The sequence below is a fragment of the Enterobacter sp. UCD-UG_FMILLET genome (assembly GCF_000762975.1).
Taxonomy (GTDB): domain Bacteria; phylum Pseudomonadota; class Gammaproteobacteria; order Enterobacterales; family Enterobacteriaceae; genus Enterobacter; species Enterobacter dykesii.
In genome coordinates this window covers 649,340-673,862 of the sequence record NZ_JRJC01000036.1, presented here as the reverse complement: position 1 = coordinate 673,862, position 24,523 = coordinate 649,340, and the positions used below count along the sequence as shown (strand labels likewise).

The following is a 24,523-nucleotide window of genomic DNA, read 5'->3' as shown; positions in this document are numbered from 1 at the left end:
GGTGCGATATGGACTCAATCGAACAACAACTCACTGAACTGCGAACCACGCTTCGCCATCATGAATACCTCTATCATGTTATGGACGCGCCGGAAGTCCCGGATGCCGAATATGACCGACTGATGCGCGAGCTGCGCGAACTAGAGGCGCAGCATCCGGAGCTTATCACGCCGGATTCCCCCACCCAGCGCGTCGGCGCTGAGCCGCTGGGCGCTTTCAGCCAGGTGCGCCATGAGGTGCCGATGCTGTCGCTGGATAACGTCTTCGATGAAGAGAGCTTCCTCGCGTTTAACAAGCGCGTGCAGGATCGCCTGAAAAGCAGCGACTCCCTCACCTGGTGCTGCGAGCTCAAGCTGGATGGCCTGGCGGTCAGTCTTCTCTATGAAAACGGCGTGCTGGTGCGTGCCGCAACGCGTGGCGACGGTACGACGGGCGAAGACATCACTACCAACGTGCGTACCATCCGCGCGATCCCGCTGAAGCTGCAGGGTGACAACATTCCCGCGCGTCTGGAAGTGCGCGGCGAGGTGTTCCTGCCCCAGGCGGGCTTCGAGAAAATTAACGAAGAGGCGCGTCGCACCGGCGGTAAGGTGTTTGCTAACCCGCGTAATGCGGCGGCAGGCTCTCTGCGCCAGCTTGACCCACGTATTACTGCGAAGCGACCGCTTACTTTCTTCTGCTACGGCGTCGGTATTCTGGAGGGCGGCGAGCTGCCGGATACGCACCTGGGACGTCTGCTGCAGTTTAAAGCGTGGGGCCTGCCGGTGAGCAACCGCGTTCAGCTCTGCGACTCGCCGGAAGCGGTGCTGGCGTTCTACCACAAGGTGGAAGAGGACCGTCCTACGCTCGGTTTTGATATAGATGGCGTCGTCATCAAGGTGAATTCACTGGCGCTGCAGGAGCAGCTGGGCTTTGTTGCTCGCGCGCCCCGCTGGGCGGTGGCGTTTAAGTTCCCTGCTCAGGAGCAGATTACCTTCGTTCGCGATGTGGAGTTCCAGGTTGGTCGTACAGGGGCGATTACCCCGGTCGCCCGTCTGGAGCCCGTGCAGGTTGCGGGCGTGCTGGTGAGTAACGCCACGCTGCATAACGCCGATGAAATAGAACGTCTGGGCTTGCGTATTGGTGACAAAGTGGTGATTCGCCGCGCCGGCGACGTTATCCCGCAGGTGGTTAACGTCGTGGAGTCAGAACGTCCTGCCGATACGCGCGAGATCGTCTTCCCGACCCACTGCCCGGTGTGCGGCTCCGACGTTGAGCGTGTGGAAGGTGAAGCGGTGGCGCGCTGTACGGGGGGCTTAATCTGTGGTGCGCAGCGTAAAGAATCGCTGAAACATTTCGTCTCCCGTCGGGCGATGGACGTCGACGGCATGGGCGACAAGATTATCGATCAGCTGGTTGAGAAAGAGTATGTCCACACGCCAGCGGATCTCTTCAGACTGACGGCAGGTAAACTGACCGGCCTGGATCGCATGGGGCCAAAGTCAGCCCAGAATGTGGTTAACGCGCTGGAAGCCGCCAAAGAGACGACCTTTGCCCGCTTCCTGTATGCGCTGGGCATTCGTGAAGTGGGTGAGGCGACGGCGGCGGGCCTGGCGGCGTACTTTGGTACGCTGGAGGCGCTGGAAAAGGCAAGCATCGACGAGCTGCAGAAAGTCCCTGACGTTGGCATTGTAGTCGCCACGCACGTCTTTAACTTCTTCGCCGAAGAGAGCAACCGTGAAGTCATCGGCAAGCTGCTGGAAGAGGGCATCAAGTGGCCCGCGCCGGTGGTGGTTAACGCCGAAGAGATCGACAGCCCGTTCGCCGGTAAAACGGTGGTCCTGACCGGCAGCCTGAGCCAGCTTTCACGCGACGATGCGAAAGCGCGCCTGGTGGCGCTGGGGGCCAAAGTGGCGGGCAGCGTGTCGAAGAAAACCGACCTGGTGATCGCCGGGGAAGCGGCGGGCTCTAAGCTGGCGAAAGCCCAGGAGCTCGGCATTGATGTTATCGACGAAGCGGAAATGATGCGTCTGTTAGGAGAGTAACGTGGAGAAAGAACAGCTCGTTGAGATTGCCAATACGGAGATGCCGTTCGGTAAATACAAGGGCCGCAGGCTGATTGATTTGCCGGAGGAGTATCTGCTGTGGTTTGCCCGCAAGGATGAATTCCCGGCAGGGCGACTGGGCGAGCTGATGGCTATCACGTTACTGATCAAAACCGAGGGGCTGACCCAGCTGGTTCAGCCCCTGAAACGTCCTTAAGCCTTCGCGGCGCGGGTCTCTTCCTGCGCCAGCTTTTCGGTCTGGCGCTTGTAGCGACGCGCCAGCACCGCGCAGACCATCAGCTGGATCTGGTGGAAAATCATCAGCGGCAGCACCATCATCCCAATCACCGAGGTCGGGAACAGAATATTGGCCATCGGGATACCGTTAGCCAGGCTTTTCTTCGAACCGCAGAAGACAATGGTGATTTCATCCGCTTTGCTGAAGCCGCACCTGCGTGCCACAAAGACGTTTACCGCAATCACAATCGCCAACAGCACGAGGCTGACTACCACGATAAACAGCAGCGAGCCTGCGCCTACCTTATGCCAGATCCCGTTCACGACCGCTTCGCTGAAGGCGGAATAGACCACCAGCAGAATCGATGACTGGTCGGTTTTGGAGATCCATTTTTTGTGCTTCGCCACGAACGCCCCGGTCCATGGACGGGATAGATGTCCCAGGACAAACGGGAGCAGCAGCTGCAGGCAGATTTTTCCAACCTGCTCGAGATTGCCTTCCGCGCCGTGCATGTTCATCAGCAGGCCCACCAGCAGCGGGGAGACGAAAATTCCAAGCAGGCTGGATGCCGAGGCCGAGCAGACCGCGGCCGCAACGTTCCCTCCGGCGAGAGAGGTAAAGGCAATGGCGGACTGTACGGTAGCCGGCAGAATACAGAGATACAGGAAACCGGTGTAGAGCGCCGGGTCGACGTTAACCGGCGCCCACCAGGCAAACAGCACTCCGAGGATTGGGAACAGAATGAACGTGCTGCACATCACCCAGAGATGCAGCCGCCAGTGGCTACCGCCGGCAATAATCGCTTCGCGGGAGAGCTTTGCGCCGTGCATAAAGAACAGCAGCGCGATGGCGGCCGTCGTCAGCCCTTCAAAAAACGGGACAAAGCCCCCGCGTGCGGGGAAGAACGAGGCCAGTAAAACGGTAACAACCAGGGTGAGCGTAAACGGATCAACAATACGAAATAGTTTCATAATGACTCCTGAAAACAGATGTCGCTATTGTGCTTTTTTCCATTTGAGAAATAAAATTGATTTATTGCATCCATTCATGAATGAAACAGATGAATTACTCCTTACGTCAGCTTCGTATTTTCGTCACCGTCGCCCACGCCCGCAGCTTTAGCCGGGCAGGGGAGACGATTGGCCTGAGCCAGTCGGCGGTCAGCCACAGCGTGAAAGAGCTGGAGAATCAGACCGGGGTGAAGTTGCTTGACCGCACCACGCGTGAAGTGGTACTGACCGAAGCGGGGCAGCAGCTCGCCCTGCGTCTTGAACGATTGCTGGATGAGCTGAACAGCACGCTCAGAGACGTGGGGAGGCTGGGGCAGCAGCTTTCGGGGACCGTGCGCGTCGCGGCCAGCCAGACGATATCAGCGCACCTTATCCCGCAGTGTATTGCCGAGGGAAATCATCGCTACCCGGACATTGATTTTGTCCTGCATGACAGGCCGCAGCAGTGGGTGCTGGAGAGCATCCGCCAGGGCGATGTGGATTTTGGTATTGTTATCGATCCCGGCCAGGCGAGCGACCTGGCGTGCGAAAGCGTACTTTCCGAGCCATTCTTGCTGCTCTGCCGTGACGACGACCCGCTGGCCACGTTGCCGGAAGTCAGCTGGCAGTCCCTGACCGGCGCGAACCTGGTTTTACAGGATTATGCCTCGGGCAGCCGTCCGCTGATTGATTCCGCGCTGGTGAATCAGGGCGTAAAGGCAACGATCGTGCAGGAGATTGGGCACCCGGCAACGCTGTTTCCCATGGTGGAAGCAGGGATTGGCATCAGCGTGTTGCCCGCCCTGGCGCTTCCCCTGCCGCAGGGGAGTCGACTGGCCGTCAGGCGATTAACGCCCGTTGTTGAGCGAAAGCTGATGCTGGTGCGGCGAAAAAATCGTTCACTCTCGGGGGCGGCGCAGGCCATCTGGGAAGTGGTGCGCATCCAGGCACAGCGATTAACCGAGGCCCGAATACGCGACCCACTGTTTAATGCATCAGACGATTAGATGTAGATATCGATCTGATGATCGTCTGACGGGTTATTCACACCTTCGACCTTGCCCAGATTTAGATCCTGCTTCTTCTGGGCCTCTTCGGCCTGCTGGCGCTGCAGCGCGGCGAGCTGCGCCTGCAGCACTTTGATCTGGGTCTGAATAAGCTCCTGCTGCTTCTTCTTCTCATCAGCGCTGCCGGTGTTGTTCGCCAGTTCTTTTAGCTGCTGAGTCAGCTTATTGATCTTGTCAATAATACTGCTGATCTGGGAAGCGATGTCGTTGCTGCCAGAAGCACCACTCCCACCGCTGCTGGTTTGAATCATTTGGGTTGAAGCCTGAATGGTCGTCATAGTATTTCCTCGCGTTATAAAACAGAGGTATCGACACCAACGGGATTAGCTTGAGCAAAACTGCCATATCTGGCAGGCAGTTACATTTATACATAATCAGTATTATTGATGCGGTAAAAGTGTACTGGAAGGCGAAAGTAGACAAACTGCAGATAGCAAAAAAGCGCCTTTAGGGCGCTTTTTTACATTGGTGGGTCGTGCAGGATTCGAACCTGCGACCAATTGATTAAAAGTCAACTGCTCTACCAACTGAGCTAACGACCCGAAATGGTGGGCGATGACGGGCTCGAACCGCCGACCCCCTCCGTGTAAAGGAGATGCTCTACCAACTGAGCTAATCGCCCATTTCGGAACTGCTGCGATAAGGTGAGAATGGTGGGCGATGACGGGCTCGAACCGCCGACCCCCTCCGTGTAAAGGAGATGCTCTACCAACTGAGCTAATCGCCCAATCTCAATTCTTATCTACACTGCGAGCCTACCGAAGTAGATGGTGGGTGATGACGGGCTCGAACCGCCGACCCCCTCCGTGTAAAGGAGATGCTCTACCAACTGAGCTAATCACCCCCGCTGTGTGGAGTCGCATTATAGGGAGAGTTGAAAATGAGTCAACGCATTTTCTAAAGTTTTTATTCGTTCGTCGTAAAATTAAACAAAACGATCGCGAAACGGGCAATGGCGCATGATTTCTAAACAAAAATCGCAAACTCGGTCACGATAAAGGGATCAACATTGAGGAATCCCCCCACAGTGATAGAATATTGCCCATCGTTTTTTCCCCAGGATTTGCCGATTGCCGGCATCTTTATAACGTAAGGCCATTTCATGAAAATCAAAACTCGCTTCGCGCCGAGCCCGACAGGCTATCTGCACGTCGGTGGTGCACGTACCGCTCTCTATTCCTGGCTTTTCGCACGCCACAACAAAGGTGAGTTCGTGCTGCGTATTGAAGACACCGATCTTGAGCGCTCCACGCCAGAAGCAATTGAAGCCATTATGGATGGGATGAACTGGCTGAATCTGGAATGGGATGAAGGTCCTTATTTCCAGACCAAACGCTTTGACCGCTATAACGCCGTCATTGATGAGATGCTGGTCGCGGGCACGGCGTATAAGTGCTACTGCTCTAAAGAGCGTCTGGATGAACTGCGTGAAGCGCAGATGGCGAACGGTGAAAAGCCGCGTTATGACGGCCGCTGCCGACACGACCATAGCGAGCATGCTGCAGATGAGCCTTGCGTGGTGCGTTTTGCTAACCCGCAAGAGGGATCGGTGATCTTTGACGACCAGATCCGTGGCCCAATTGAATTCAGCAACCAGGAACTGGACGATCTGATCATCCGTCGTACCGACGGTTCCCCAACCTACAACTTCTGCGTTGTGGTTGACGACTGGGATATGGAAATCACCCACGTTGTCCGTGGTGAAGACCATATTAACAATACGCCACGTCAGATCAACATCCTGAAGGCGCTGAACGCCCCTGTGCCAGTTTATGCGCACGTTTCCATGATCAACGGCGATGACGGGAAAAAACTGTCTAAACGTCACGGTGCGGTAAGCGTTATGCAGTATCGCGACGACGGTTATCTGCCGGAAGCGCTGCTGAACTATCTGGTGCGTCTGGGCTGGGCCCACGGTGACCAGGAGATCTTCAGCCGCGAAGAGATGATCGAACTGTTCTCTCTGAGTTCTGTAAGCAAATCAGCGAGCGCCTTTAATACCGACAAGCTCCTGTGGCTGAACCATCACTACATTAACACCATGCAGCCAGAATATGTGGCGACGTATCTGCAGTGGCATATTGAGCAGGCAAATATTGATACCCGCACTGGCCCTGAGCTGGCGGACCTGGTGAAACTCCTCGGCGAGCGCTGCAAAACGCTGAAAGAGATTGCCGAAAGCTGCCGCTACTTCTATGAAGAGTTTGAAGAGTTCGACGCGGACGCCGCGAAGAAACACCTCCGTCCGGTTGCGCGTCAGCCGCTGGAAGTGGTGCGCGACAAGCTGGCGGCCCTTACCGAGTGGACCGCTGAGAATGTGCATCAAGTGATTCAGGCGACGGCAGACGAGCTGGAAGTCGGTATGGGTAAAGTCGGCATGCCACTGCGCGTTGCGGTGACCGGGGCGGGGCAGTCTCCGGCGCTGGATGTGACGGTTCACGCGATCGGCAAGTCACGCAGCGTGGCGCGCATTAACAAGGCGCTGGACTTTATCGCTGAACGTGAAAATCAGCAGTAATTAGGCCCCAGATAAAAAACGGCAGGTTACCCTGCCGTTTTTTATGCCTCTTTTTCCGCGATACCGAGCCGCGTAAGAAAACCGTGAATGCCTTCTCGTTTCAATAACGCGTCCAGACGCTTCTGCTCTGACGCAGTCATACTCTCCAGCGTCTCAATAATGCCTGGAGACAGGTTTGAAGAGGGTTCACTGTATGACGCGGTGACCTCAGCGAGATGGTAAACCGCCTGACGGTTACGGATCGCCGGGAGGCTCATAATATGTTCCTTCACGCGCGCATCGACATGAATGAGCCGCGCGCGACCGCCTTTCACGCCGTTGAGCCCTTCAGTTTTCCACCCCTGCTGGCGTATCCAGCGATTAACCGTTTGTCTGGCAACGCCCAAACTCTCCGCCAGCTCTTCCGTGGTCATTTTGCTGCGTAATCTTTTCATATCAGTCCCGATCGCGTATCCCTAAACGTTGCAACAAGCCGGTAATCCCTTCCCGTAATAACAGCGATGTCATCTGCTTCTGCTCTTCCGGCGTCATTTCATTGGCCAGCGTCAGGAGCAGCGTGTGAAGCGAACTGTCATGACCGACGCCTTCAGGCAGTTCGGACGTTTCACTTGCCCGACGTGCGCTGCGGATAAAGTCACGGACTTTTTCGTTCACATGTACCAGGCGAGCTTTCCCGCCCTGGACGCCTGGTTTTGGTGATGTAATCCAACCCTCTTTGCGTACCCATTTATTGATGGTCTGGCGGCTATAGCCAGTGAGGAGGGCTAACTCTTCTGGCGTCATTCGTTCCTTGATCATGCAATTTCCTGAATATCAGTGGGGTTAATTAACGGCTCATTTTATAGCACCGTTTTACGTGAAAACGTGACAGGCTTAACTCCTGACTGCGAGCAGGCTCGCAAAGTGATTCATTTGCATGAATTTTCGGCGATTGAATGGCTGGGATTGATTTTGCCGTTGACACTCCGCGGCGGAATTCATATTATGCCGCCCGTCAACATGACAGCTTTACGATGGGGCTATAGCTCAGCTGGGAGAGCGCTTGCATGGCATGCAAGAGGTCAGCGGTTCGATCCCGCTTAGCTCCACCAAACTCTGAACCCAACAGAGTGCGGTCAGTAAAGTTACATGTGGGGCTATAGCTCAGCTGGGAGAGCGCTTGCATGGCATGCAAGAGGTCAGCGGTTCGATCCCGCTTAGCTCCACCAAAATTGTAAACCCTCGTCGAAAGACGAGGGTTTTTTTTATGTGTTTGTAACACAGTCTCCTGCATTTTGTTATCAAAAAGAAGGTATTCCCGTACCTCACCTCAATCGGCATCAATTAACCAGTCTAAAAATAGACTTGAACTTGATTCGCGCAATTAATAAACCTATTATCCATCCGGTCAATAATTCTCTCGGAAAATAACGCCCAGGTTAATGAATAGAAAAGCTTACAATAATGTAAAGATATTTATGATTGCTCTGGCTTTATGCCTGATTGCGGTACCTGTCTCCCGTTATCTCTCTCCCCGCGCAATTGTTAATGGTCACGACGTTTATTTAGCATGGTTACCTTTAAGCGTGATGCTGGCGGTAATCCTGCTATTTGGACGCAGGGCTATTCTTCCCATTTTGTTAGGTTTTACTGTCACTAATTTATTCTATGTAAATTTAGCACCGCTACAATATTTAGTATTACTGTTCTGTCAGACCTTTGCGTTGTTCGCGGCGTGCGGCCTTCTGCGTATCATGCTGGGTAAGCGTTGGCGTTACTGCATCCCTAACAAGCACATCGGATTACGGATATTCTGGCTCGGTTTTATGGTGCCAATAGGGATTAAGCTGTCAATGTATTTGGCAGGCTATTTGTTTGATTTTCCGGTGACAATTTCGACATTTTTCGGCGAAGGAACGGTAATTTATAACGTTGTGGATATACAAAGCCTGATATGTGCGGCATTGATTTTTACCATGATGTTCTATTACCCGTTAAGAATGATAATTAATCCTCGTTATGCAATGAGTTTCTGGCGACGAAGCGTGAAGCCCGTGTTTTTTCACAAGAATTCATTATATATTTTTGCCTGGCTGGTGCTTTTAAGTTTCATTCTCATCATTTTATGTGGTCCTTTTGAATCTCCCGTCATTGCGGGCTATTTGATGCCGCTGATTTTTATTCTTTTTACCTTAGCGATAAGCCGACTGACCTATGCGTTGATTTCTCTGCTCTGGGCTGTATCTGCGCTCCTGCTGTTGACCTACAACTACAACTTCCTTAACGGGGTGGAATCGGGCCATTCGCTCTCTTTTATTCTGTCCGTGCTTATCTCGTTCGCGATCTGCCTGCTTTACATGTCGCGTATTTACCAGCGCAGCGAGTGGCTTAAGCGGGGCTGGCAGGGGAGGGCGCTCACCGATCCGCTGACCGGATTGCCCAATATTCGTGCGCTTGAAGATTATCTTGAGATTCACCCGGATGCAAAAGTGAGCATTCTGCGTATGGATAACCTGGAATTTTTGAGTCGCCACTATGGGATCCTGATGCGGGTACACTGCAAACGCACGATCGCCACGTCGCTGCAGCCTCTCCTGCAAAAAGATGAGACGCTCTTCCAGCTCCCCGGAAGCGAGCTTGTGCTGGTATTACTGGGCCCGGGAACCGCTGAGCGCCTTCAGCATATGGTTGATCGGCTGAACAGCCGTAAGATTTTCTGGAACAACACCGGGCTGGATATTGAATTTGGCGCGTCCTGGGGAATGGTGGAAGACGGCGAAAAGTTGCACCATACGCTGGGGCAACTGAGCTGGCTGGCCGAGCAATCCTGCGGAACAACAAACAACGTGCTTGCGCTCACGAATAGCCTCGAGGCGGCATCAGGGCAAACGACAGAGCGAGTCCTGATGCTGGCGCGGATTAAGCATGCCCTGGAGGCGGGCCAGTTCCATTTGTACGCGCAACCGATCCAGAAGGCGGACGGGAGCGGCTACTACGAAATTCTGGCGCGTATGGAGAGCGAGGGAGAGATCTTCACTCCTGACCGCTTTATTCCGTTGATTGCCCAGTTCAACCTCAGCCACCGGTTTGATATGTGCGTCATGGAGAAATTACTGCTGTGGCTGCGCGATCACCCTTCAACGCAGGCTGGCGCCCGTTTCTCCGTCAATCTGATGCCGCTCACGCTGATGCAAAAAGAGGTGGCGACCGAGATTTGCGCGCTCTTTGAACGCTACGGCGTTGCGCCTCAGTCTGTCGTGATTGAGATTACCGAAGAGCAGGCCTTCTCAAATTCAGGCTGCAGCATCCACAATATTCAGCAGCTGCGGGATTACGGTTTCCGGATTGCCATTGATGATTTTGGTACCGGCTACGCCAACTACGAGCGCCTCAGACGCCTGCAGGCGGACATCATTAAAATTGACGGCTGCTTTATTAAAGACATTTGTACTGATGATATGGATGCGATGATCGTGCAGTCGATGTGTAATCTGGCGAAGACGAAATCGCTGTGCGTCGTAGCGGAATACGTCGAAACACCGGCGCAGCGGGAGATGCTGCTTCGTTTCGGCGTGGATTATCTGCAGGGCTACCTGATAGGCAAACCCAAGCCGCTGGAAGAATTGCGGGCATAAAAAAACCGGGAGCCAGGCTCCCGGTTTTTGTTTAACGCTAAAGGTTAGAGCACCAGTGCCGCGATAGAAGCAGACAGGACGCTCACCAGCGTAGAGCCGTAAACCAGCTTCAGGCCAAAGCGAGAAACCACGTTGCCTTGTTCTTCGTTCAGACCTTTAATCGCGCCCGCGATAATCCCGATGGACGAGAAGTTCGCGAAGGAGACCAGGAACACGGACAGAATGCCTTCCGCGCGTGGAGAAAGCGTGCTGGCAATTTTCTGCAGATCCATCATCGCAACGAATTCGTTAGAAACCAGTTTGGTTGCCATGATACTGCCCACCTGCAGCGCTTCGTGAGCCGGAACACCCATCACCCATGCAACCGGGTAGAAGATGTAGCCCAGAATTCCCTGGAAGGAGATACCCAGCACCGCGGCGAACAGGGCGTTCAGCGCAGAAATCAGCGCAATGAAGCCGATCAGCATGGCTGCAACGATAATCGCCACTTTGAAACCGGCCAGAATGTACTCACCCAGCATTTCGAAGAAGCTCTGGCCTTCGTGCAGGTTAGACATCTGGATGTTCTCTTCGCTGGCATCAACGCGGTACGGGTTGATCAGCGACAGAACGATAAAGGTGCTGAACATGTTCAGAACCAGCGCCGCAACAACATACTTTGGCTCCAGCATGGTCATATACGCGCCCACAATAGACATGGAAACGGTAGACATTGCGGTTGCCGCCATGGTGTACATACGGTTGCGGGACATTTTGCCGAGAATATCTTTATACGCGATGAAGTTCTCAGACTGACCGAGGATCAGGGAACTGACTGCGTTGAAGGATTCCAGCTTGCCCATGCCGTTCACTTTGGACAACAGGAAACCAATTCCACGAATAACGAACGGCAGAACGCGGATGTGCTGCAGAATACCGATCAGCGCGGAGATGAAGACGATAGGGCAGAGAACCTTCAGGAAGAAGAACGCCAGGCCTTCGTCGTTCATTTTACCGAAGACAAAGTTGGTCCCTTCATTGGCGAATCCGAGCAGTTTTTCAAACATTTCGGAGAAGCCTTTCACGAAGCCGAGGCCTACGTTGGAGTTCAGGAAGAACCACGCAAGTAAAACTTCAATGACCAGCAGCTGGACAACATAACGGATACGAATCTTTTTGCGGTCTGTGCTGACCAGCAATGCAAGTGCAGTAACGACAACAAGTGCCAGGACAAAATGAAGGACGCGGTCCATATTTGCTCCAAATATGAGGCAGGTTTAATTTTCGTGCACATTCTATGTAACAAGCGAAAAGAAAACGAGATCGAGGACACACTATAGTTACATCCTGTGACGAGTCTCAAAAATAGTGATCCACAATACATTTTTGTTATGTTAGGTAAATGAGTGAAAAGTTAAGTTTGTGTGCTAGTCTTCACAAAAGCGCGCGCAATTCAGTTTCTGTTTGAACGCCCACTTACCCGCCCGTCTATCGTTCAAAGCTATCAGAGAAATCACTGTAAACATCATAAATGATCTTGATAATCATTCTCATTTTGATAGCATTAAACATAGCAAAGGCTATATTTCAGAGGCAGAAATGACAAACAGTCGCGTAGAGGGTAGCAGTGGCAGAGCCGCGCGCAAGTTGCGGTTCGCATTAATGGGACCTGCGTTCATCGCTGCCATTGGCTATATCGATCCAGGTAACTTTGCGACCAATATTCAGGCCGGGGCCAGCTTCGGCTATAAGCTGCTTTGGGTGGTCGTCTGGGCTAACCTGATGGCGATGCTGATTCAGATGCTCTCTGCAAAGCTGGGGATTGCCACGGGTAAAAACCTGGCAGAGCAAATTCGCGACCATTATCCGCGTCCGGCCGTCTGGCTCTACTGGGTTCAGGCGGAAATCATCGCCATGGCCACAGACCTCGCTGAATTTATCGGCGCAGCGATCGGCTTTAAACTGATTCTGGGCGTGTCGCTGTTGCAGGGGGCGGTACTGACCGGGATTGCCACTTTCCTGATCCTGATGCTGCAGCGTCGTGGTCAAAAACCGCTGGAGAAGGTTATCGGCGGTCTGCTGCTGTTTGTCGCGGCGGCCTATATTGTCGAGCTGATTTTCTCACAGCCGAACCTGGCGCAGCTCGCTAAAGGAATGGCAATCCCAAGCCTGCCAACCTCGGAAGCAGTGTTCCTGGCCGCTGGGGTACTGGGGGCGACCATCATGCCGCATGTGATTTACCTTCACTCCTCGCTGACCCAGCATCTCCATGGTGGAACGCGCAAAGAGCGTTACTCCGCTACCAAATGGGACGTGGCGATTGCCATGACCATCGCGGGGTTTGTCAATCTGGCGATGATGGCTACCGCTGCCGCCGCTTTCCACTTTAACGGCCACACCGGTATTGCCGATCTCGACCAGGCCTATCTCACGCTTGAGCCCTTACTGAGCCATGCTGCCGCCACGATATTTGGTCTCAGCCTGGTGGCTGCCGGTCTTTCTTCTACGGTGGTGGGCACGCTGGCAGGCCAGGTGGTGATGCAGGGGTTTGTCCGCTTCCATATTCCGCTGTGGGTTCGTCGCTCCGTTACCATGCTGCCGTCATTTATCGTGATTCTGATGGGGCTCGATCCTACGCGAATTCTGGTTATGAGCCAGGTGCTGCTGAGCTTTGGTATCGCGCTGGCGCTGGTGCCGCTGCTGATCTTTACCAGCAACAAAAACCTGATGGGCGAACTGGTTAACTCAACGCTGGTGAAACGGACCGGGTGGGCCATCGTGGTGGTGGTCGTTGCGCTGAACCTGTGGTTGTTGGTGGGAACCGCACTGGGTCTTTAACAAAAAAAGGAGCCTCCATGGCTCCTTTTTTATTAGTGGTGATGGCCGTGACCATGACCTTTCCCGCGACCCCAGCCGCCGCGGCGGTCGTCACGGTCGTTCCAGCCTTCACGGTAACCGCGCTCGTATGCGTTGTCTTTATACCAGCCGCGGTGTCTGCCGTTATCATGTTTCCACCAGCGGTCTCCGCGCCACTCATAGTGACGGTTCCAGTAGTCACGGTCGCGCCAGTAGCCACCGTCCCAGTATCTGCCGTAGTCGTCACGATCGCCAATTTGTAATTTTACTGATGGCAACAGGGTGATTTCGCCCGCATTGGCGACCAGCGGGGCTGAAGCCAGTAATACCGCTGCAAGAATCAGTGACCTGAACATACTCTTTCTCCTTCACGATCGGGGCCCTTGTGGGGCCTGTTAACGCAATATTACGAGTTGGTAAAGCCTCGTTTCATCGCCTCAACTCCGAATTCCTGGGTGGGAGCACTTTTTGCTAAAATTGATTCTATTTTGAGCTGGTCAGGATCGTGTCAATACGGACAAGTTCTTCTGCAGAGAAAAGGCGGTTTTCCAGCATCCCCACGGCATCATCAATCTGCGCCGTTTTACTTGCTCCAATCAGCACTGACGTCACATTCTCATGGCGTAATACCCAGGCCAGCGCCATCTGGGACAGCTTCTGACCGCGCTCTTCCGCCATGGCATTCAGCTTTCTTACCTTCTCCAGCTTCTCTTCGGTGATCTGGTCAGGGTTCAGGAACTGACTGCCGCTTGCCGCGCGTGAGTCTGCCGGAATGCCGTTGAGATAGCGGTTGGTCAGTTGTCCACCAGCTAGCGGCGAGAAGGGAATGCAGCCGACTCCTTTTTCCTGCAGCACGTTCAGCAGCCCCTCTTCCGGCGCACGCTCAAACATAGAGTATTTCGGCTGGTCGATCAGGCAGGGGGTACCGAGATCGTCAAGGATATCAATCGCCTTGCGGGCCAGTTCTGCAGGGTAGTTGGATAACCCGACATAGAGGGCTTTTCCCTGGCGCACCGCATGGTCAAGCGCTTTCATGGTTTCCAGCAGCGGCGTTTGTGGGTCAGGACGGTGATGATAGAAGATATCCACATACTCCAGCCCCATGCGCTTCAGGCTTTGATCGAGGCTTGCCAGCAGATATTTACGTGACCCCCAGTCGCCGTAAGGGCCTTCCCACATGGTATAACCTGCTTTGGTAGAGACGATCAGCTCGTCGCGCCAGGGCAGGAAATCCTCCTGCAAAATACGGCCGAAATTACGTTCGGCCGATCCCGGCGGCGGGCCATAGTTGTTGGCAAGGTCGAAATGCGTAATGCCCAGATCGAACGCGCGCTGTAAAAGTTGACGGCTGTTTTCGATAAGCGTGGTGTCGCCAAAGTTATGCCACAGCCCAAGCGAGATGGCGGGCAACCTGATTCCGCTTCGCCCGCAGCGACGATACTCCATTGTCCGATAACGATTTTTGTCCGGCTGATAACCCATTCTCATGACCTCTGGCGCTGAAGAAAAAAATCAGTGTATGCGTTTACATGAACGTGAAAAAAAGCAGCATAGCGCAGCCTTTTTTGTAAAGCATTCTTTCCATGCTCTTCTTATCGCCAATTCTGGACAGTCATCACGCTTATTTAATACTCAAGGTGAGGTCAACATTAGAAGGATACCTGTTCATGCGTACCCCATACTGCGTCGCCGATTACCTGCTGGACCGTCTTACAGATTGTGGAGCCGATCATCTGTTTGGCGTGCCGGGCGACTATAACCTGCAGTTTCTCGACCACGTGATAGACAGCCCGGATATCTGTTGGGTGGGCTGTGCCAACGAGTTAAACGCCTCTTATGCCGCAGACGGATATGCCCGATGTAAGGGCTTTGCCGCGCTGCTGACGACATTTGGTGTAGGAGAGTTGAGCGCCATGAACGGCATTGCGGGCAGCTACGCTGAGCACGTTCCGGTACTGCATATTGTAGGCGCGCCGGGTACGGCGTCGCAGCAAAGAGGAGAGTTGCTGCACCATACGCTGGGCGACGGTGAGTTTCGTCACTTTTACCATATGAGCGAGCCGATCACCGTTGCACAGGCGATTCTGACTGAACAAAACGCCTGTTACGAGATTGACCGGGTATTAACTACCATGCTCCGGGAACGCCGCCCCGGCTATCTGATGCTGCCTGCCAATGTGGCAAAAAAAGCCGCCACGCCTCCTGTAAACGCTCTCACTCTCAAACACGCGCATGCCGATAGCGCCTGCCTGAAAGCGTTTCGGGATGCCGCTGAGAACAAGCTGACCATGAGCAAGCGTACTGCGCTCCTGGCTGATTTCCTTGTGCTGCGCCACGGCCTGAAGCATGCCCTACAGAAATGGGTCAAGGACGTGCCGATGGCGCACGCCACTATGCTGATGGGTAAAGGCATATTTGACGAGCGTCACGCCGGTTTTTACGGCACATACAGCGGTTCGGCGAGCGCCGATGCGGTAAAAGAGGCGATTGAAGGGGCAGACACGGTGCTGTGCATTGGGACGCGATTTACCGATACACTGACCGCCGGCTTCACGCATCAGCTAACCCCGTCACAAACAATTGAAGTTCAGCCTCATGCCTCACGCGTCGGTGACGTCTGGTTTACCGGCATCCCCATGCTTCAGGCAATCGAAACGCTGGTAGAGCTCTGTAAACAGCACGTGCACGATATGCCGGTACCGTCGTCTCAAAGCGCGATGGAATATCCGCAGCCGGATGGCTCGCTGACGCAGGAGAATTTCTGGAAAACGTTGCAGACGTTTATCCGCCCGGGAGACATCATCCTTGCGGATCAAGGCACTTCGGCCTTCGGCGCGATCGACCTTCGTCTGCCGGCTGACGTAAATTTTATCGTCCAGCCGCTGTGGGGATCGATTGGCTATACGCTGGCGGCGGCGTTTGGCGCACAAACGGCCTGCCCGAACCGGCGCGTGATTGTCCTGACGGGAGATGGCGCGGCGCAGCTCACCATACAGGAGCTTGGCTCGATGCTGCGGGATAAACAACACCCGATCATTCTGGTCCTTAACAACGAAGGGTACACGGTGGAAAGAGCGATCCACGGGCCGGAACAGCGATATAACGACATTGCGCTATGGAACTGGACGCAAATCCCGCAGGCCCTGAGCCTTGATCCTCAGGCCCAGTGCTGGCGGGTCAGTGAAGCGGAGCAGCTGGCGGACGTCCTTGAAAAAGTGGCGCACCACGAGCGGCTCTCGTTGATTGAGGTGATGCTGCCGAAAGCGGATATCCCGCCGCTGTTGGGGGCGATCACCAAAGCGCTGGAAGCGCGCAATAGCGCCTGATTATTTGTCGTTTCGCCAGGCCATCATCATCGGTTTGCCCGCCAGCAGGAGCCAGGCGGGCAACATCACGATGCATAGCAGGGGGAAAAGCGTTGAATCCGGTACCACCACCGCAGCCATAAACAGGCTGAGCCACGCGTCGCGCGTGACAACCAGAACCAGCCCCAGAATAGAGCAGGAGACGGTAATGGCCGCAGGCACAGCATCGACGTGTTCGTGCAGCATCAGCCCCAGCGCTACGCCGACAAAGACCGCCGGGAAGATGCGTCCACCGCGGAAACCGCAGGCGGCCGCCACCACCAGCGCGCCCAGCTTGATCGCGGCAAACAGCAGATAGTCGGACACGCTAAACACCTGGCTGAAGGCCAACTGCTGCATCTCGTCCAGACCTTTGAACAATGTCACCGTTCCGCCGATTGCCCCTAAGATACCGAGGATCAAACCACCAGCCCCCAGAACTAACACCGGGTGTTTGAGTTTATGCATCAGCCGGTGCAGGCGAGGAAGACACCATACCGCCACCATTCCCAGCGCGATGGCGATCGCGACGACGATGGCGCCGCTGAAAATATCGGCTATCTGCATTTGGCCGTAGTGGGGGAAGGAGAGTGAAAAATGGGGATGGAAAAACAGGCTGGTCGTCAACGCCCCGGCGGCTGCGGCCATCAGCGGGGCAAACAGCTTATCCCACAGCGGGACGTCGTTATTGCTGCTGAGCGTCTGCGAAAAGATCAGTGCGGCAGCGACGGGCGTGCCGAAAAGCGCACCGATGGTGCCTGCGGAGGCGAGGATGGTCCAGTCCAGCGCGCCGACGCGGGGCAAAATCCGTGAGCCGAGGAAAACCGCCAGGCCAATATTCACCGCCATAATCGGATGCTCCGGCCCCAGGCTGACGCCGCCGGCCAGACCGATAATCAACGCAATGAGCAGCCCGGGCAGTGCCGAAGGGGGAACAGGGGCGCCAATCAGCGGTTCCTGCGCCGGGTCTGGCCCTGCATGGCCGGGACTGAAACGGATCACCAGGCCTACCGCAATACCGGTCAACGTCAGCATCACAATGATCCAGGCAGGAGAATCAGTGCTGACGCCCAGTTTTGTCGGAAGCGCTGTCCATAACATGGCTTGCAGCACCGACGCGACTTTCATCACAACAATGAGCACCAGACTTGAGGCCACGCCAATAATTAGCGCCGGAATTGCCAGCAACAGCATGGTTCTGGCTCGCGGGTGGAGCATGATGATTTCCTTGTACAAAACGGTATTACGTTACTTTGCACATTAAGCTTTATGGCAATAGTGCAAAAGGTGCTGAAACGGTAAAGTTATTCTGTGACGAAGATCGATAATCCATGGGCATTCACCTTATGGCCGTTGTTGTTATCACGCCTTGAATTTACAGTGTCCCAAAGATTTATTCTGACTTTAGCGGAGCAGTAGAAGAATGACAAAGTATGCTTTGGTAGGTGATGTGGGCGGCACGAACGCGCGCCTTGCATTGTGCGATGTTAGTAGCGGTGAGATTTCCCGGGCGAAAACCTACTCAGGACTGGATTATCCAAGCCTTGAGGCCGTTGTCCGCGTCTATCTGGAAGAGCATCAGGTGAGCGTTGAAGACGGCTGCATCGCGATAGCCTGCCCGATAACCGGCGACTGGGTCGCCATGACCAACCATACCTGGGCATTCTCTATCGCCGAGATGAAAAAAAACCTCGACTTTGCGCATCTTGAAATCATCAATGACTTCACCGCGGTGTCCATGGCGATCCCGATGCTGAAGCCTGAGCATCTGATCCAGTTTGGCGGCGCTGAACCGGTCGAAGGCAAGCCGATTGCGGTCTACGGGGCCGGTACCGGTCTGGGCGTGTCGCATCTGGTGCATGTTGCTCAGCGCTGGGTAAGCCTGCCGGGTGAAGGCGGCCACGTAGACTTTGCGCCAAACAGTGAAGAAGAGGGCATTATCCTCGAAGAGTTACGCGCGGAGATCGGCCACGTCTCCGCCGAGCGCGTCCTTTCAGGGCCGGGGCTGGTGAACCTGTATCGGGCGATTGTGAAGTCAGACGGTCGTCTGCCGGAAAACCTGCAGCCGAAAGACGTCACCGAACGCGCGCTGGCGGACAGCTGCATTGACTGCCGTCGTGCCCTGTCGCTGTTCTGCGTGATTATGGGACGCTTTGGCGGCAACCTGGCGCTGACGCTGGGCACCTTCGGAGGCGTTTATATCGCGGGCGGAATTGTGCCGCGCTTCCTGGAGTTCTTTAAAGCCTCCGGCTTCCGCGGCGGGTTTGAAGATAAAGGGCGTTTCAGAAGCTACGTGCAGGACATTCCGGTTTATCTGATCGTGCATGACAACCCAGGACTGCTGGGTTCCGGAGCCCATCTGCGTCAGGTTCTCGGTCAAATCCTGTGATGCAGAGCCCTCTCCCGCAGGAGAGGGCCTTTTCTTTACAGGTGCATCAGCTGACGAAACTCTTTCACCTTGCTGCGGCTTACCGGCACCTGAAAATCCAGATCCTTCAGACGCAAAATGTAGGTGTTGTTAAACCACGGTTCGATCTCGCGGATCTTGTTTAAATTCACGCAGAATGACCGGTGGCAGCGGAAAAAGTGCGACGCAGGCAGCTTGCTGCAAAACTCGGTGATATTCATCGCCATCACGTAAGATTCCCGCCGCGTATAGACAAACGTCATCTTTTCGTGCGCTTCGGCGTAATAGATATCGTTGACCGGGGTCACGATGATGCGCTCGTCTTTAACCAGATTTATGGTGTCGTTTTCGCGTACCGTCGGGCTGGCGGGAGCGATTTGCTGCTGCCAGGCGGCCTCCAGCTTTTGCAGCATGCTGACAATCCGCGACTCCTGATAAGGCTTAAGAATATAGTCAAACGCCTCCAGCTCGAAGGCCTCTACGGCGTGCTCTTTCCAGGCGGTAACGAACACAATAAACGGCTTATGGGCAAACTGATTGATGTTTTGCGCCAGCAATACGCCATCCAGCGACGGGATATTGATATCCAGGAAAATGGCGTCGACCCGGTTATGCTGCAAAAATTTCAGCACGTCCAGACCATCATCAAACGTGCCCACAATCTCCATCTGGCTGTGGGTTTTGATAAGCCAGGTGAGCTCCTGCTGAGCCAGGAATTCATCTTCTACGATGATAACTTTCATGGGTCACTCCACCTGGGGCAATAGTGATGTCGTTGTATGCGCGAGAGAGCGCTCATTCGGAACGTAAAAAGCAATTTCTGTGCCCGGCTCAAGACGTTGAATATGCAGCCCGTCGCCGTAAAGCAGCTTGACCCGGTGGTGCACGTTTAGCAGGCCGATTTTATTCCCCGGCATCTCGTTAGACTCCACGCGCTCAATGACTTTAGGATCAATTCCGTGGCCGGTATCGCGCACGGCAATCCGCACCCGGTTGCCGCTTTCGGTGACGCTGATGGTGACGACGCCTTTGCCTTTACAGGGCTGAATACCGTGAACAATCGCGTTTTCAACCAGCGGCTGGATAAGCAGGCTCGGGATCACGCAGTTGACCTCTTCATCAATATCGTAAATGACCGTGAGCTTGTCGCCAAAGCGGGCCTGCTCAATCGCGATGTAGTCCTTGATCTGATAAAGCTCTTTTTTGATATCGATCTGCTCGTCATCTTTCAGCTCGATGTTGTAGCGCAGATAGCGCGACAGGTTAAAAATCAGCTGGCGCGCGGTGTCCGGATTAAGGCGAATGGACGAGGAGATAGCGTTCAGCGCGTTAAACAGGAAATGGGGATTGATTTTACTCTGCAGCGCGCGCAGTTCTGCCTTATTTGCCATCTCGCGCAGCTGTTCCGCCCGCGAAACCTCAAGCTGGGTGGAGATAATCTGCGACAGGCCGATGGCCATCTCCTGCAGCGTCGAGGTGATCTGATGCGCGTGGCAGTAATAAATTTTCAGCGTGCCCGTCACGACGCCTTTCTCCCACAGCGGGATGACCAGCATGGAGTGGATTTCCGGCGTTCGGTGGGCTTCGTCATTGTTTTTAATAATGATTTTACCGTAGTTGATCGCCTGTCTGGTGGTCGGGCTAATAGTGTCATCATTGTCGCGATAGTTGTGCTCCCCGACGCCAACGTAGGCCAGCACGTGGTCAATATTGGTGATGGCGACAGCGTCAGCGTGGATGTCGTGGCGGATAATTTCGCAGACCTGACGCAACGATTCCGCGTTAACGTGGCGGAAGAGCGGCAGCGTTTTGTTGGCGATATCCAGCGCCAGCTTGGCCTGACGGGCGGCACTGGCCTCTTTTTCCCCTTCAACGCTTTGCACCAGCAGCACGATAAAACCGATGCACACGCTGCCCAGGATCATCGGAATACCGATTTTCGAGACGATATCCAGCCCCAGCGCGGTGGTGGGGGCCCAGACGACGACAAGGATCATGGTCAGCGTTTCGCACACCATGCCTGCGACGATCCCGGCGCGCCAGCGCTGTTTTTTCGGGATTTTGCGGCTGATCCAGCCGGAAAGCACCCCGGCGATAATGCTGGTAATAAAGCACGGCACCGCCGTTACGCCACCGATATCAATCAGGTAGCGGTGCGTCCCGGCAATCAGGCCGGTAATAACGCCGACCCAAGGACCAAACAAAATGCCGCCGGACATGACGGCGATAATGCGCACGTTTACCAGCGAACCCTCTACCGGCACGCCGGACCAGGTGCTGAACAGGGCGAACAGCGAAAAGATGGCGGTAACGGCCAGCAGCTCTTTTGGCGAGTGGGCTGATTTGTGCAACAGCTCGCGAAACAGGCGAATGCGAATGAGGAAGAACAGGCAAATCAGCATTAATGCCGCACGGTCAAAAACCGCCAGGAGCATATTGAATATTTCGTGCACGAGTAGACCTGGGAAAACGGGAAAGAACTATGATAAAAAACCTGACGCGTATTGACCAGCTATCCGTCAGGTTTATCAAATGAGGATAAACCATAATTTTCAAAGGGGATTATCTGGCCATGACCGATGCGTCCTGTTTTTTTCTTAACGGCGCATCCTCAGGTAACTGGTTTGATATCGTCCTGTTAAATAACAGCTACCAGAAAGCCGATCCCGAAACAAAGGCTTCCGCTTTTAGGCTCAGCCGGGTTCCTGTTTTCAGACGATCGCTTTTTTTTCATTTCCCTCTCGACAGCATGATTTTTTTCAGGTTATTTTTCTAAGCATGCCACATCGGTGGCAGCGTCGCTCGGACGGTCCGGGCGCTAACGTTAATCTGAGGAATCTATGGCTGAATTCAGTCCTGAACGCCGTTTTACGCGTATCGATCGTCTCCCCCCTTATGTTTTCAATATCACTGCTGAACTGAAAATGGCTGCGCGTCGGCGCGGCGAAGATATTATCGATTTCAGCATGGGTAACCCTGACGGCCCAACGCCACCGCATATCGTTGAGAAGCTCTGCACGGTTGCCCAGCGCCCAGATACGCACGGCTACTCAACCTCTCGCGGTATTCCCAGGTTACGTCGCGCGATCTCGCGCTGGTATCAGGATCGCTATCAGGTTGATATCGATCCGGAAAGTGAAGCGATTGTCACCATCGGCTCGAAAGAGGGGCTGGCACACCTAATGCTGGCCACGCTGGATCATGGCGACACGGTGCTGGTGCCGAATCCAAGCTACCCGATTCACATCTACGGCGCGGTGATTGCCGGGGCGCAGGTCCGTTCTGTGCCGCTGGTGGAAGGTGTCGATTTCTTTAACGAACTGGAACGTGCGATTCGCGAAAGCTATCCGAAACCTAAGATGATGATCCTCGGTTTCCCGTCGAACCCAACGGCGCAGTGCGTGGAACTCGATTTCTTCGAGAAAGTGGTAGCCCTGGCCAAGCGTTATGACGTGCTGGTGGTTCACGATTTAGCCTATGCTGATATCGTCTATGACGGCTGGAAAGCCCCGTCGATCATGCAGGTCCCGGGCGCGCGTGATGTGGCGGTAGAGTTCTTCACCCTTTCGAAAAGCTACAACATGGCGGGCTGGCGTATTGGCTTTATGGTGGGTAACAAAACGCTGGTGAGTGCCCTGGCGCGCATTAAGAGTTATCACGACTACGGTACCTTCACGCCGCTGCAGGTCGCGGCTATCGCTGCCCTGGAAGGCGATCAGCAGTGCGTTCACGAGATTGCCGCCCAGTATAAGCGCCGCCGCGACGTGCTGGTAAAGGGGTTGCATGAAGCGGGCTGGATGGTGGAAATGCCGAAAGCGTCCATGTACGTCTGGGCGAAGATTCCGGAGCCCTATGCGACGATGGGATCGCTGGAGTTTGCCAAAAAGCTGCTGCAGGATGCGAAGGTGTGCGTATCACCGGGCATTGGCTTTGGTGATTATGGCGATACCCATGTGCGTTTTGCCCTGATTGAAAACAGCGATCGTATTCGTCAGGCGGTGAGGGGCATCAAGAGTATGTTCCGGGCCGACGGTCTTCTGACCTCAAAGAGCGCCGCTGAACATCCCGCATCGTCATGACATAAAAAAAACAGGAGCCGATGGCTCCTGTTTTTTTGACTGCATGTTCTTCACTAGATCATCAGGGCAAAGGTTCCGGCCCAGACTAAAACAATCACCGACATGCCCATAAAGAAATATTTCACGTTTCATCGCTCCGCGTATCTTGTGGTACGCATTTAAAAACAGAGTCCACCTGATTATAGAGAACTGAAATCCGGTCAAAACGGAAATGAGAATTTTCCCGTTACGCCGCTCACTCCAGCTCAGAATTCTGTGCTTTCCTGTTGCCAGACGGCGCTAATGTACGCTTAAAAATGAGGGGTGACAAGAGGGATTTTTTTAAATAATTTCCGTCACTTACGAGTGTCGTGGAACGGCGACAGTTTGATTTCACTTCGCAATAAATTCACTTTGGGCGACGCAATGAAAGACGATTTCTTAACGGGATGACAGGTGATTGAAAAGGTTAGTTTCTTAGCGAAACTAACCTTAATGAAAGGCTTAAATATAGAGCGAGGCTTCGCCAAGAGGGCGTGTTTTAAAACGACGATGCATCCACAGATACTGCTCTGGCGCACGCATGATTTCAGTTTCGATGACTTTATTAATAAACGCCGCGGCTTCGCACTCGTTTTCCGGATAGTTAGCCATTTCAGGAGAGATGTGCAGACGATAGCCTGATTTATCTGCTTTTCTCACCATCGTTACGGTCAGCATGGAGGCACCTGACAAACGAGAAATGACAAAGGTGCCGTTAGTCGTCGCAACATCTTTAACCGCAAAGAAAGGCGCAAAGCTGCTACCTTTACGTCCATAATCCTGATCGGGGGCAAACCAGACAGCCTCTCCTTTCTTGAGAGCTCCGACCATACCGCGCAGGTTATTACGGCTGATCATCGCCTTATTGGAACGCATGCGGCCTCGCGTCTGCACCCACTCCATCAGAGCACTGTTGTGCGGTCTGTAAGTTGCCATCATTGGCTGACAAAGCCCCATCACGCGGCCTCCCAGCTCCAGCGACATAAAGTGAACGCCGACGACCATCACGCCGCGTTTTTGCATCTGCGCGCGTTTCAGATTATCCAGTCCTTCCACGTCAAACCACTTGCGGACACGCTCATCAGGCCAGAACCAGGCCATGCCGGTTTCAAGCAGCGCCATGCCGATAGACTTGAAGTTTTCAGCGATGAGTTTTTCGCGCTCTTCGGCATTGTACTGCGGAAAACAAAGCTCAATATTTTTACGCGCGATGGATTCGCGACGTTTCAGGAAAACGCGGGAAGCGCTGCCCAGTTTCGACCCCAGCAAGCGCAGGACAGGGTAGGGAAGTTGAACCAGCAGCCAGAGTACGCCAAGGCCAAACCATGTAAACCAGTAACGCGGGTGTAAAAACGCGCGTTGAAATTTGGATTGAGACAAAATAGTA

The 24,523-nt window shown here is 54.2% G+C and carries 21 protein-coding genes and 6 tRNA genes; 11 read left to right on the top strand and 16 right to left on the bottom strand.

Translation table 11 applies throughout. From position 1 onward, the window contains the following. The first annotated feature begins 8 nt into the window (after window positions 1–8). Together ligA and LA04_RS18140 are read left to right on the top strand one after the other, a co-directional pair. On the top strand, window positions 9–2,024 hold the full coding sequence (gene ligA / locus LA04_RS18145; protein ID WP_047652628.1) for an NAD-dependent DNA ligase LigA: 2,016 nt from the start codon (window positions 9–11) through the stop codon (window positions 2,022–2,024). 1 nt (window position 2,025) lies between these two features. Further along, window positions 2,026–2,241, top strand: coding sequence for a DUF3820 family protein (locus LA04_RS18140; RefSeq protein WP_003861328.1), 216 nt, complete (start codon window positions 2,026–2,028; stop codon window positions 2,239–2,241). On the opposite strand, the gene LA04_RS18135 is transcribed toward LA04_RS18140, so the two are convergent. Further along, entirely contained in the window at window positions 2,238–3,233 is a 996-nt protein-coding gene (locus LA04_RS18135; protein ID WP_047060698.1) for a bile acid:sodium symporter family protein, read from the bottom strand. The two genes, LA04_RS18140 and LA04_RS18135, sit on opposite strands and share 4 nt — an antisense overlap. An 89-nt stretch (window positions 3,234–3,322) precedes the next feature. On the opposite strand from LA04_RS18135, the gene LA04_RS18130 reads away from it, so the two are divergent. Then, window positions 3,323–4,258, top strand: a complete 936-nt coding sequence (locus LA04_RS18130) for a LysR family transcriptional regulator (protein WP_047652627.1) — start codon at window positions 3,323–3,325, stop codon at window positions 4,256–4,258. On the opposite strand, the gene LA04_RS18125 is transcribed toward LA04_RS18130, so the two are convergent. The 5 genes from LA04_RS18125 to LA04_RS18105 form a co-directional block, all read right to left on the bottom strand. Then, window positions 4,255–4,596: a FlxA-like family protein gene (locus tag LA04_RS18125; protein WP_047652626.1), complete on the bottom strand. Its 342-nt coding sequence runs from the start codon at window positions 4,594–4,596 to the stop codon at window positions 4,255–4,257. The genes LA04_RS18130 and LA04_RS18125 overlap by 4 nt on opposite strands. A gap of 188 nt (window positions 4,597–4,784) precedes the next feature. Continuing rightward, a tRNA-Lys gene (locus LA04_RS18120) sits at window positions 4,785–4,860 on the bottom strand. Between the two features lie 4 nt (window positions 4,861–4,864). Further along, a tRNA-Val gene (locus LA04_RS18115) sits at window positions 4,865–4,940 on the bottom strand. Between the two features lie 29 nt (window positions 4,941–4,969). Then, a tRNA-Val gene (locus tag LA04_RS18110) sits at window positions 4,970–5,045 on the bottom strand. A 41-nt stretch (window positions 5,046–5,086) separates the two neighbouring features. After that, window positions 5,087–5,162, bottom strand: a tRNA-Val gene (locus tag LA04_RS18105). 258 nt (window positions 5,163–5,420) lie between these two features. Here LA04_RS18105 and gltX point away from each other — a divergent pair. After that, window positions 5,421–6,836 carry a glutamate--tRNA ligase gene (gene gltX / locus LA04_RS18100; protein WP_047652625.1) on the top strand — a complete coding sequence of 472 codons (1,416 nt, stop codon included), beginning with the start codon at window positions 5,421–5,423 and terminating at the stop codon, window positions 6,834–6,836. A 41-nt stretch (window positions 6,837–6,877) separates the two neighbouring features. Here the strand turns inward: gltX and LA04_RS18095 are convergent, their stop codons facing one another. Together LA04_RS18095 and LA04_RS18090 are read right to left on the bottom strand one after the other, a co-directional pair. After that, window positions 6,878–7,270, bottom strand: coding sequence for a YfeC-like transcriptional regulator (locus LA04_RS18095; RefSeq protein WP_047652624.1), 393 nt, complete (start codon window positions 7,268–7,270; stop codon window positions 6,878–6,880). 1 nt (window position 7,271) lies between these two features. Continuing rightward, complete coding sequence (locus LA04_RS18090) at window positions 7,272–7,634, bottom strand: YfeC-like transcriptional regulator (RefSeq protein WP_047652623.1); 363 nt, start codon at window positions 7,632–7,634, stop codon at window positions 7,272–7,274. A gap of 217 nt (window positions 7,635–7,851) precedes the next feature. Here LA04_RS18090 and LA04_RS18085 point away from each other — a divergent pair. The 3 genes from LA04_RS18085 (at window position 7,852) to LA04_RS18075 (ending at window position 10,450) form a co-directional block, all read left to right on the top strand. Continuing rightward, window positions 7,852–7,927: transfer RNA gene (locus LA04_RS18085), tRNA-Ala, on the top strand. 41 nt (window positions 7,928–7,968) lie between these two features. Beyond that, a tRNA-Ala gene (locus tag LA04_RS18080) sits at window positions 7,969–8,044 on the top strand. A 213-nt stretch (window positions 8,045–8,257) separates the two neighbouring features. Continuing rightward, complete coding sequence (locus LA04_RS18075) at window positions 8,258–10,450, top strand: sensor domain-containing phosphodiesterase (protein ID WP_047652622.1); 2,193 nt, start codon at window positions 8,258–8,260, stop codon at window positions 10,448–10,450. Window positions 10,451–10,494: 44 nt separating this feature from the next. Here LA04_RS18075 and LA04_RS18070 read toward each other — a convergent pair whose 3' ends face one another. Next, window positions 10,495–11,682: a NupC/NupG family nucleoside CNT transporter gene (locus LA04_RS18070; RefSeq protein ID WP_008501591.1), complete on the bottom strand. Its 1,188-nt coding sequence runs from the start codon at window positions 11,680–11,682 to the stop codon at window positions 10,495–10,497. A 346-nt stretch (window positions 11,683–12,028) separates the two neighbouring features. On the opposite strand from LA04_RS18070, the gene LA04_RS18065 reads away from it, so the two are divergent. Further along, window positions 12,029–13,267 carry an Nramp family divalent metal transporter gene (locus tag LA04_RS18065; protein WP_047652621.1) on the top strand — a complete coding sequence of 413 codons (1,239 nt, stop codon included), beginning with the start codon at window positions 12,029–12,031 and terminating at the stop codon, window positions 13,265–13,267. Between the two features lie 32 nt (window positions 13,268–13,299). Here the strand turns inward: LA04_RS18065 and LA04_RS18060 are convergent, their stop codons facing one another. Continuing rightward, on the bottom strand, window positions 13,300–13,641 hold the full coding sequence (locus tag LA04_RS18060) for a DUF2502 domain-containing protein (RefSeq protein ID WP_047652620.1): 342 nt from the start codon (window positions 13,639–13,641) through the stop codon (window positions 13,300–13,302). Window positions 13,642–13,768: 127 nt separating this feature from the next. Continuing rightward, window positions 13,769–14,767: an L-glyceraldehyde 3-phosphate reductase gene (gene mgrA, locus LA04_RS18055; RefSeq protein WP_047652619.1), complete on the bottom strand. Its 999-nt coding sequence runs from the start codon at window positions 14,765–14,767 to the stop codon at window positions 13,769–13,771. Window positions 14,768–14,952: 185 nt separating this feature from the next. On the opposite strand from mgrA, the gene ipdC reads away from it, so the two are divergent. Further along, a complete protein-coding gene (gene ipdC / locus LA04_RS18050; RefSeq protein WP_047652618.1) occupies window positions 14,953–16,611 on the top strand; it encodes an indolepyruvate decarboxylase in 1,659 nt (552 codons plus the stop codon). Here ipdC and LA04_RS18045 read toward each other — a convergent pair whose 3' ends face one another. Next, window positions 16,612–17,847 (bottom strand): ion channel protein, encoded by a 1,236-nt coding sequence (locus tag LA04_RS18045; RefSeq protein WP_047652617.1) that lies wholly within the window; start codon window positions 17,845–17,847, stop codon window positions 16,612–16,614. Between the two features lie 205 nt (window positions 17,848–18,052). Here LA04_RS18045 and glk point away from each other — a divergent pair, with 205 nt between their 5' ends. Further along, window positions 18,053–19,018, top strand: a complete 966-nt coding sequence (gene glk / locus LA04_RS18040; protein WP_047652616.1) for a glucokinase — start codon at window positions 18,053–18,055, stop codon at window positions 19,016–19,018. A 35-nt stretch (window positions 19,019–19,053) separates the two neighbouring features. Here the strand turns inward: glk and LA04_RS18035 are convergent, their stop codons facing one another. Both LA04_RS18035 and LA04_RS18030 read right to left on the bottom strand, forming a co-directional pair. Then, window positions 19,054–19,779, bottom strand: coding sequence for a LytR/AlgR family response regulator transcription factor (locus tag LA04_RS18035; protein WP_047652615.1), 726 nt, complete (start codon window positions 19,777–19,779; stop codon window positions 19,054–19,056). 3 nt (window positions 19,780–19,782) lie between these two features. Beyond that, the gene (locus LA04_RS18030; RefSeq protein WP_047652614.1) at window positions 19,783–21,489 is read right to left on the bottom strand and encodes a sensor histidine kinase; all 1,707 of its coding nucleotides are present in this window, start codon (window positions 21,487–21,489) and stop codon (window positions 19,783–19,785) included. 387 nt (window positions 21,490–21,876) lie between these two features. On the opposite strand from LA04_RS18030, the gene alaC reads away from it, so the two are divergent. Next, complete coding sequence (alaC, locus tag LA04_RS18025; protein WP_047652613.1) at window positions 21,877–23,115, top strand: alanine transaminase; 1,239 nt, start codon at window positions 21,877–21,879, stop codon at window positions 23,113–23,115. Between the two features lie 53 nt (window positions 23,116–23,168). Here the strand turns inward: alaC and ypdK are convergent, their stop codons facing one another. Together ypdK and lpxP are read right to left on the bottom strand one after the other, a co-directional pair. After that, entirely contained in the window at window positions 23,169–23,240 is a 72-nt protein-coding gene (gene ypdK, locus LA04_RS25315) for a membrane protein YpdK (protein ID WP_126330041.1), read from the bottom strand. Between the two features lie 358 nt (window positions 23,241–23,598). Then, entirely contained in the window at window positions 23,599–24,519 is a 921-nt protein-coding gene (gene lpxP, locus LA04_RS18020; protein ID WP_024907634.1) for a kdo(2)-lipid IV(A) palmitoleoyltransferase, read from the bottom strand. Window positions 24,520–24,523 lie beyond the last annotated feature (4 nt).